This is a genomic window from Acinetobacter sp. YK3, assembly GCF_001729365.1.
Lineage (GTDB): Bacteria > Pseudomonadota > Gammaproteobacteria > Pseudomonadales > Moraxellaceae > Acinetobacter > Acinetobacter vivianii.
In genome coordinates this window covers 1-6,245 of the sequence record NZ_LZPJ01000124.1, presented here as the reverse complement: position 1 = coordinate 6,245, position 6,245 = coordinate 1, and the positions used below count along the sequence as shown (strand labels likewise).

Sequence of the window (6,245 nt, the reverse complement as noted above, 5' to 3'; positions counted from 1 at the left end):
TTGCTTCTAGAAGCAAGAGATAGAGTTGGTGGGCGATCTAAAACAGGAGAGATCTGTGGAAACGCTATTGATCTAGGTGGACAATGGGTTGGCCCCCAACAAGAATTGCTGCTTGCAGAAGCAAAAGACATGGGAGTACAAACATATGAACAGTATGTTAAAGGTACTCATATATTAAGTAGAAATGGAAAAGTACAGCATTACAAGTCAGATCTTCCAAAATTATCAGTTCTTTCTCTCATTGAATTAGCATTGATCCAAAGGCGTTGGGACAAGGAAATGAATACTTTACCTGTAGGACAGCCTTGGTTAGCGCCTAAAGCCCAAGAATGGGATGGCGAGACTTTAGAAAGCTGGATAAACAAAAATGTCTATACAGATGGTGCTAAAGACTTTGTACGGACTGTTTCAAGTGCAGTGTTTTGTTGCAATGCATCACAACTGTCCTATTTATTTTTTCTTGAATATCTTCGACAAGGACATGGAATTGAAGTTCTGTTAGGTACAAAAGGCTGTGCTCAACAAGATAAATTTCTGGGAAGTGCGTGGCAAATACCAAAAAGAATGGCCGATACGCTGCATGAAAGTTTAATACTGAATACGCCTGTATTAAGGGTTGAACAAAACGAGCAATTAGTAAAAGTATTTACTCAAAATAAAGTTTATCTTGCAAAAAATGTGATTGTCGCGATACCTCCAGTATTAGCATCCAAGATTGAATATCTCCCACCATTACCTACTAAGCGTCTGAAAATGTTGCAAAGCATGGTGATGGGAGCAGTCATAAAAGTTCATCTTGCATATAACAAGCCATTTTGGAGGCTTCAAAACTTTAGCGGGGCAGCAGTAGGTTTGGATGTCCCTGTAAGTGTCGTATTTGATCAATCACCACAGGATGAAAGTAAAGGTATTCTCGTCGGCCTAATTGAGGCAGACCATGCCATTACTTTAAGTGCAATGGATGAAAAAACACGTCGGCAGAAAGTTATAGATAACTTTGTTCATTTCTTTGGTGAACAGGCAGCTCAACCCATTGAGTATGTTGAGCAGGACTGGCTAAAAGAAGAATGGTCTGAAGGAGGATATGTTGCTCATATGCCCCCAGGAACAATGACAACCTACGGCGATTGCATACGTGAGCCATTTGGTCGTATCCATTGGGCGGGAACTGAAACTGCTACAGAGTGGATGGGATATTTGGATGGTGCTTTGCAGTCCGGAATTAGAGCAGCAGCAGAATTAATTCATAAGTAGATAGAAATTTAAAAAAGCAGGTAAGGAAATTGCTAAAGCAAAGAATGCTTTAACTCAAGATCAAGGCTGCTTGGCAAGATCCAAACAGCATGAATGAAAATGGAAAATACAAAGGATGTAAAAATGAAATTTTTAATACTATGTTTAACAGGGATGACGCTCGTAAGTAATGTGTATGCTTCAGCCTTGGATGAGTCGGGACAATCAATTCTACCTTTTTTAGAAAAAGGAAATTATGCAGAGGCAAATATATTCGTTATTGACCCAAAGATTTCAGGGAAAGTAAGAAATAACCCGCAATTGGTAGATAATCCTCAAGACCTACGTACCGGCGATATGGCGCAGTCTTTTCAATATTATAATGCCGCTTTAAAGTTACAGCTAAATGAATACTTTGCCTTTGGTTTGATCTATGATCAGCCTTTTGGAGCAGATGTTTTGTATCCAGTAAAACAAAATAATTCATATTCTGAGACTAAAAATTTAAAAGAGGGAACATCTGTAAATGTAGACTCACAAAATATCAGTATGATTCTAGGGGTAAAACCATATCAAAATATCCAACTCTATTTAGGTCCTGTTTATCAGACTATTAAAGGAGATGTTGCTTTAAGAGGTAATGCATATACAACATTTTTTAATGGTTATGATGCTAATTTTAAAGAGGATTCAGCAATAGGATGGCTCGCTGGTATGAGTTATCAAATACCAGATATTGAACTTAAACTGGCAGTTACCTATAGATCGAAAATAAAACATGAGATGAATGTTGAAGAGTCGATTTATGATCAACCAATCAATGTTACCTCGTTCGAAAAAACCAAAATTACCACCCCTCAATCTATCAATCTAGACTTTCAGACTGGTGTTAACCAAAGCACTCTGGCGTTTATAAACTTACGTTGGGTGAATTGGAAAAAATTTAATATTCGTCCGACACAATTTGGTGCCATCACTCAGGCAATTACTTCCGAGTTGACTGGAGGAACTTACGACCAAGGCTTTGATCTTGATAGCCATCGGAAAGACCAGTTATATGCAGCTATTGGCTTAGGTCATCAGATTTCTGAAAAACTAAGTATTGGTTCTGAGGTGAGTTGGGATTCAGGAACAGGTAATCCAGCATCTTCTCTCAATCCTACAAAAGGTGCTTGGGGATTAGGTTTGGGCATCCAATACAACCCAACCCCTAACTATTTTATTGCCACCAGTATTAAGTATTTTTGGTTAGGAGATGCTATTGCGGAAGATGGAACATATTATCTTCCAATTACGGGGATTAAGGAAAATGCCGAGCAGGCTGATTTTAAAAATAATTCTTCGATTGCATATGGTTTGAAATTTGGATATCGGTTCTAGATGCAAGTAAAGGAATGGCTGAGTTCAGCCACTTCTTAAAATTTTAATAAGTCAGAATTCTAACTCATCAAAATATACAAAGAATAAGTCTAACTTTGCAACTTACTCTGAGAGGCAAAAGTACGACACAAAGTTATCGTACTCTAATCTATTAAGTGGATTTAACTTTACGTGATGGTGTGAATTTGCAGAAGACAATTACGTCAGCCAAACATATTGACGAGTAGAGTAAGGCAGCAGGATTTTATCAGGAGGCATTGGATCATGTGGCAAGGCAAGGCTATGCCAATGCCAGCTTTGAGGTGGGAGGTGAAGAGGGCTTGGATATTGTTGAGGAATTTTATAACGATGAATCAAAGCCAGAACAGCATCAACAAACGCATGACCTGAGTCATGTTAAGGGCATTCAGAAAAGGTTGCAGCAGTCGGTTCAGGCTATGAGTTAACAAATTAGGCATCAAATGATGCCTTTTCATGAAGATTTATTTATTTTTTGGTTAAATCTTGATTGAGAGAGTTATTAGTCTGCTTACTTGGCATATTTTTTATTTAAATTGTTGATTTTTTTATATTTAATGATAGGTTTCTGATTACTAAAACCATATATACTGTATAAAGCAGACATGCTAAAAAAATTAAGTTATTGATTGGATTTTTGACATCTATGCCACTTGTCGCAACTGAGAGAAATAAAAATTTAGTGCAACTTGTCCAAGCTGTTTCACATTTTGCTGAAACAGAGGGAGATCATGTTTCTAATATTTCAGGACTTTCTTTTCATAACAGAATGAGCCCAACAGAAAGCACACATTGTATTTATAATTTAGGTGTGGGGCTTATTTTACAAGGGCAAAAAGAGATTGTAATTGGTGAAAAAGTCTATCAATGCTTTGAAGGTCAAAGTATGCTGACGACTATAGATTTACCCGCTACGTCACATGTTGTTCAAGCTTCCTCTAATAAACCATTTTTAGCTGTTTTGCTTTTACTCGATCTTCAGATGGTGAATGAAGTCGTAGCAAATATGCCAATCGAAGATGAACCTTTATCTTCAGCGGAGATTCATGATTCGTTTTCAGTAGATTGGACAGATGATCCTCTTACGGATGCAGTATTGAGATTGGTTAAAGTATTAGAAGAGCCTGCTATGATTCCTCATCTAGCACATTTAATTCAAAAAGAGATTATCGTTAGGATATTAAATAGTTCACAAGGTATTTATCTTCGACTCGTGAATTGGTTGAAAAATAACTACACCCAGCCTATTCGAATGGACGATTTAGCAGAAAGGGCATTCATGAGTCCATCTACATTTAGACAGCATTTTCGAGAAATTACGGGTATGAGCCCATTACAGTATCAAAAACAACTCCGGTTACAGGAAGCTAGGCATTTGATGCTAAATAAAAATTTAGATGCTGGTCGAGCAGCGAACTTAGTCGGTTATGAAAGTGCATCACAATTTAGTAGAGAATACAGTCGTTTATTTGGGGAATCCCCACAGCGTGATGTTCAGCGTTTGAAACAAAGTTAAGTGCTTAATTAAATATAATAGGCAAATAACTCGTCATTTTAGGCAATTTGTAAGCTTTCTCACTTTCTATACTACTTATAAATATTTGATTTATTATTTTAGGTAGCTGAGATGTCTATAAATGACTCTACTTTATTTGTACCCTCTGAGTTAGTTGATGGGATTACCTTACGTAATCGAATTGTCATGGCTCCAATGACGACATGGTCTGGAAATGAAGATGGTACGGTTTCTGAGCAAGAACTCAAATATATAAGCCAGCGAGCTCAAGAGGTTGGGCTTGTGATTACAGGTTGTACCCATGTTCAGGAAAATGGTATTGGCTTTACCAATGAGTTTGCTGCATTTGATGATCGCTTTACTCCAAGTTTAACTTCGCTAGCAAATGCTGCAAAAAGTGGTGGAGCTCCTGCTATTTTGCAAATTTTTCATGCGGGCAATAAAGCTGTGCCGAGTTTAATCCCAAATAGTGACTTGGTCAGTGCAAGTAATTTAGCAGCACCTGCTGGACCATTTAATGATGGTCAATTAAAAAGTCGTGCCTTGTCGCATCAGGAAATTTTAGGCGTAATTCAAGCTTTTGGTCAGACAACTCGAAGAGCGATTGAAGCTGGATTTGATGGCATTGAGTTACATGGAGCGCATGGCTTTTTAATCCAAAATTTCTTTTCTCCATTATTCAATCAGCGTGAAGATGAATGGGGTGGCTCACTGGAAAAACGTATGCGTTTTCCTATTGAAGTTGTTAAAGAAGTAAAGCGTGTGATTCAGCAATATGCCAAAAAACCTTTTGCTTTAGGCTACCGTATTTCAGTTGAGGAGTATGACGAAGGAGGCTTACGCATAGCTGATAGTTTACAGCTGATTGATCGTCTAATCGATGCTGAAATTGATTATCTGCATGTTTCATTGGTTGATTTACTCAATTCAAAACCTATCAATGCTATTGATGATCAACTTATTATCAAGCAAGTAATTGACTATGTTGGTGATCAATTACCTGTTATGGCTGCGGGTAAGATTTTGACGCCTGATCAAGCAAAGATGGCACTAAATTGGGGACTCTCCTTTGTCGCTGTAGGTAAGGGGTTGATTATAAATCCAGAATGGATGAAGTTAGCGCAAACTAATCGCGCTGATGAAATTGCAACTGAACTTGATTTAGAAAAAATGCCTGAACTTGTGATTCCAGATAAGTTACAACAGGTGATCCAGACAACAAAAGGCTGGTTTCCAATTAAGCAAATAGAGAATGCTTAGAGGGCTTGATTCTGAATTGACTGGCGCAAGGAGACAAAAATGTACGATGAAAATACCAATGATGTCATTACTTCACTGGCAAAAACTGTTGATCGTCTCAGTCAAACTGATGGCGATCATCAAACTGCAATTGCTAGATTATCCTTGCACCGACGTTCGGAGCCAAGTGCAACACATTGTATTTATAACTTAGGTTTGGGCATTGTTTTACAAGGTGAAAAGCAAGTCATTATTGGGGAAGAAATTTTTACGTATACCCCAGGACAATCAATGCTTACAACGATTGATATTCCAGTGATTAGCCATACACGTTGTACTATAGGTCATAAACCCTTTTTAGGATTATTGCTTTTACTTGATGTAGCAATGATTAGGAAAATGGCTTCTCAACTTGGACAATTGGATTTCCAAGAGAAAACACAACCATCTTTCGGTATTCAAGCCATTGACTATCCTCTGATTGAATCAATAAATCGTTTGGTAAATTTACTAGATGAGCCTGCTTTATTATCTCAGTTGTCGCCTATTATTCAGCAAGAGATCATGATTCGTTTATTAACAGGGCCAAATGGTGTCTATCTGCGTCAATTAGTTAAAACAGGCTCTGTGAATAGCAAAATTGAAAAAGCAGTATCATGGTTGAAGCATAATTTTATTCAACAAATTCAGATGGATGATCTGGCTGATCAGGTTTTTATGAGTCCATCGACGTTTAGACAGCATTTTCGAGAAATTACAGGCATGAGCCCGTTACAGTACCAAAAGCAACTCCGCTTACAGGAAGCCCGTCATTTGATGTTAAATGGGGAGGTAGATGTAGGTCATGCTGCTGGGCTGG

Annotated in this window: 5 protein-coding genes and 1 pseudogene; all 6 read left to right on the top strand. The window is 37.9% G+C overall.

Annotated elements, in window-relative coordinates; genetic code table 11:
• The coding region (locus tag A9Z07_RS15125) for a flavin monoamine oxidase family protein (RefSeq protein WP_069579715.1) at positions 1 to 1,254 on the top strand (1,254 nt) is incomplete at its 5' end.
• 123 nt (positions 1,255 to 1,377) lie between these two features.
• Positions 1,378 to 2,613, top strand: coding sequence for an OmpP1/FadL family transporter (locus A9Z07_RS15120; protein ID WP_069579714.1), 1,236 nt, complete (start codon positions 1,378 to 1,380; stop codon positions 2,611 to 2,613).
• Positions 2,614 to 2,702: 89 nt separating this feature from the next.
• Positions 2,703 to 3,059, top strand: a pseudogene (locus A9Z07_RS15115) (hypothetical protein); the annotation flags it as partial.
• Between the two features lie 218 nt (positions 3,060 to 3,277).
• Complete coding sequence (locus A9Z07_RS15110) at positions 3,278 to 4,147, top strand: AraC family transcriptional regulator (protein ID WP_069579713.1); 870 nt, start codon at positions 3,278 to 3,280, stop codon at positions 4,145 to 4,147.
• Positions 4,148 to 4,258: 111 nt separating this feature from the next.
• Positions 4,259 to 5,407 (top strand): NADH-dependent flavin oxidoreductase, encoded by a 1,149-nt coding sequence (locus tag A9Z07_RS15105; RefSeq protein WP_069579712.1) that lies wholly within the window; start codon positions 4,259 to 4,261, stop codon positions 5,405 to 5,407.
• A 39-nt stretch (positions 5,408 to 5,446) separates the two neighbouring features.
• A partial coding sequence (locus A9Z07_RS15100; protein ID WP_069579711.1) for an AraC family transcriptional regulator occupies positions 5,447 to 6,245 on the top strand: 799 nt, incomplete at its 3' end.